Origin of the sequence: Kitasatospora sp. NPDC127060, assembly GCF_042724935.1 — a bacterium.
Lineage (GTDB): Bacteria > Actinomycetota > Actinomycetes > Streptomycetales > Streptomycetaceae > Kitasatospora.
Window position 1 is genome coordinate 1 of record NZ_JBHXEG010000180.1, and the last position, 3168, is coordinate 3168.

Sequence of the window (3168 nt, forward strand, 5' to 3'; positions counted from 1 at the left end):
GCGGCCGTACCGGCCGGGCCCTTCCCGCTGCTCGTCCGCGCCGTACCGTCGCGCGAACGGCGTGGACGGCACGGGCCGGTCAGCTGGTCCTGCCGGTGGTGCAGAGAGGCTTCATGTCGACGGCGGTGGCGGTGGCGGTGCGGCCGAGGCCCTCGCGGGCGGCGGCGACCGGGCGGGGCGAGTCGCCCACCGCAACGGTCCCGCCCGCCGGGTCGCCACGGCCGCGGCCGGTGCGGAGACGTTCCCCGGCGGCACCCAAGTCCGCCGAACACGAACCGAGTTGGCCCCACCCCCGTCCGCCCCCACCCTCCCCGCCCCCTCGACACATACCTCTCACTGAGAGCTAAAATGGGGAGGTGACCACCCGAGCCCCCGACCACCCCGGCACCGCCCTCGCCGACGACTTCTCCGCCCTCCTCGTCGGCATCCAGCGCCTGCTGCGCCGCCGCCTGCGCCGCCGCCTGGAACAGCCCCGCCTGCGCGGCGCCCAGGTGGAACTGCTGCGCCTGGTGACCGACACCCCCGGCCTGCGGGTCTCCGCGGCCGCCGAGGAACTGTGCCTGGCCGGCAACTCCGTCTCCACCCTGGTCAACCAGCTCGTCGCGCAGGACCTGCTGCGCCGCGAGCCGGATCCCGCCGACCGGCGCGCCGCCCTGCTGTACGCGACCGAGGCCGCCGAGCAGCGCATCGAGGCCTGGCGCTCGCACCGCCGCGCCCTGATGGGCGAGCTGGTCGCCGGCCTGCCCGAGGGGGACCGGGCCGCGCTGGCCGCCGCCCTGCCCGCCCTGCGGAAGGTCGCCGAGGGCCTGCGCACCCTGCCCGAGGAGGAAGCGTGACCAGCGGTGTTGCGGCGAGCGGCGTGACCGGCGGTGTGGCCGGCGGTGTGGCCGGCGAGGAGCAGGCCGTGGTGTGCCAGGGCCTGGAGTACAGCTTCACCCACGGCCGCGGCAAGACCACCCGGGCCGTGGACGGCATCGACCTGACCGTGCGCACCGGCGAGGTGTTCGGCCTGCTCGGGCCCAACGGCGCGGGCAAGACCACCGCGATCCGCGCGATCACCACCCTGCTGCCGGCCGGCGCCGGCATGGTGCGCGTCTTCGGCCACGACGCCGCCCGCCGCCCCATGGAGGTGCGCCGCCTGCTCGGCTACGTGCCCCAGCAACTGTCCGCCGACGCCGGGCTGACCGGACGCGAGAACGTCGCCCTGTTCGCCCGGGTCTTCGACGTGCCCCGCGCCGAACGCGCCCGCCGCGTCGCCCAGGCCCTGGCGGCCGTCGACCTCACCGACGCCGCCGACCGGATGGCCGCCACCTACTCCGGCGGCATGGTGCGCCGCCTCGAACTCGCCCAGGCCCTGGTCAGCGCCCCGCGCCTGCTGGTCCTGGACGAACCCACCATCGGCCTGGACCCGATCGCCCGCACCGGCGTGTGGGAGCGCGTGGACGCCGTGCGCCGGGCCACCGGCATGACCGTCCTGGTCACCACCCACTACATGGACGAGGCCGACCGCCACTGCGAGCGCATCGCCCTGATGGACCGCGGCCGCATCCGGGCTCTGGGCACCCCCGCCGAACTCAAGGACCGGGTACGCCGGGAAGGCCGGGACGAACCCACCCTGGACGACGTGTTCCGCCACTTCGCCGGCCGCGACCTGGCCGACGCCACGGAAGGAGACTTCGGCGATGTCCGCCGTACCCGCCGCACGGCCAGCCGCGTCGGCTGAGCCCCCCGCGAACGCCCCCGCGAACGCGACCACGAACGCGACCACCGACGTGACCGCGACCGCGAACGGGACCGCCGACACGACGGCCGACACGGCCGCGAACGGGACCGCCGACACGACGGCCGACACGGCCGCGAACGGGACCGCCGACACGGCCGCGAGTGCCACCGCGACCGCGAGCGCCACCGAGACCGCCCCCGACCTCGACCTGCTGCTGGTGCCCCCGCGCGCCCGCACCGGCTGGCGCCTGGTACCCGCCCGGGTCGGCGCGATGTGCGCCGTGGAACTGCAGAAGCTGCGCCACGACCGCACCGAGCTGTACACCCGCGCCGTCCAGCCCGCCCTGTGGCTGCTGATCTTCGGCGAGACCTTCACCCGGCTCAAGGCGATACCCACCGGCGGCATCCCCTACCTGGACTACCTGGCACCGGGCATCATCGCCCAGTCCGCGATGTTCATCGCGATCTTCTACGGCATCATGATCATCTGGGAGCGGGACTCCGGAGTCCTCACCAAACTCCTGGTCACCCCCACCCCGCGCGCCGCCCTGGTCACCGGCAAGGCCTTCGCCGCCGGCGTCAAGGCCGTCCTGCAGGCCGTCGTCGTGGTGCTGATCGCCGCCGTGCTGGGCGTCGCGATGACCTGGAACCCGCTGCGCCTGCTCGGGGTGGTGGTCGCGGTGCTGCTCGGCTCGGCGTTCTTCTCCTGCCTCTCGATGGCCATCGCCGGGATCGTCCTCACCCGTGACCGCCTGATGGGCATCGGCCAGGCGATCACCATGCCGCTGTTCTTCGGCTCCAACGCCCTCTACCCGGTGGACCTCATGCCGGGCTGGCTGCAGGCCGTCAGCAAGGCCAACCCGCTCAGCTACCAGGTCGACGCCCTGCGCGGCCTGCTCATCGGCACCCCCTCCCACCTGCCCCTGGACTTCGCCGTCCTGGCCGCCGCCACCCTGGCGGGCATCGCCGCGGCCTCCGCCCTCCTGGGCCGCCTGGCCCGCTGACCGCGGCACCCCCGGTCCGGGCCGGGGCGGACGTGACCGTTGCCGCGTACCAAAACTGAAGTCTCGTCAGCTCGTTGGCTGGTCTGACCGCAAGAATCTTCTTGTTCGTGTGGGGTTCATTGGTTGGAGTTCGGGAGTCGTCCTCGTGCGGTTGGCGCCGGGTCCTCGTGTGGATGGCCTGTCATCGGTTCGCCTGGCCGAGCCGGCGCTCGATGTCTCTGAGTTCGGCCACCGAGTACTCCCACATTCGCTGCTGGTGGGCGGGCGCGTCCGTGGGGATGTGGGTGGACGCGGCCCGTGCTTGTGCGAGCAGGGTCTGCCGGGCGCCTGGCATTCGGGCTGCCCGGGGGCTGGTCTCGCTCAAGTCCCGTAGTACGTAGGCGAGTTTGTAGGCGTAGACGTGCGGGGTGGCGGTGAACAGGATCCGGTAGACCCGTAGTCC

General features: G+C 73.6%; 3 protein-coding genes and 1 pseudogene. 3 read left to right on the forward strand and 1 reads right to left on the reverse strand.

The window, feature by feature from the left end:
* Positions 1–356: 356 nt before the first annotated feature.
* Genes ACFWIS_RS40515 through ACFWIS_RS40525 form a run of 3 tightly spaced genes read left to right on the forward strand, consistent with a single transcriptional unit; the run spans position 357 to position 2726 of the window.
* Complete coding sequence (locus tag ACFWIS_RS40515) at positions 357–836, forward strand: MarR family winged helix-turn-helix transcriptional regulator (protein ID WP_380463361.1); 480 nt, start codon at positions 357–359, stop codon at positions 834–836.
* 35 nt (positions 837–871) lie between these two features.
* Positions 872–1723: an ATP-binding cassette domain-containing protein gene (locus ACFWIS_RS40520; RefSeq protein WP_380463364.1), complete on the forward strand. Its 852-nt coding sequence runs from the start codon at positions 872–874 to the stop codon at positions 1721–1723.
* Positions 1683–2726, forward strand: a complete 1044-nt coding sequence (locus ACFWIS_RS40525; RefSeq protein WP_380524392.1) for an ABC transporter permease — start codon at positions 1683–1685, stop codon at positions 2724–2726. The genes ACFWIS_RS40520 and ACFWIS_RS40525 overlap by 41 nt, the downstream gene beginning before the upstream one ends.
* A 181-nt stretch (positions 2727–2907) precedes the next feature.
* Here ACFWIS_RS40525 and ACFWIS_RS40530 read toward each other — a convergent pair.
* Positions 2908–3168, reverse strand: a pseudogene (locus ACFWIS_RS40530) (hypothetical protein); the annotation flags it as partial.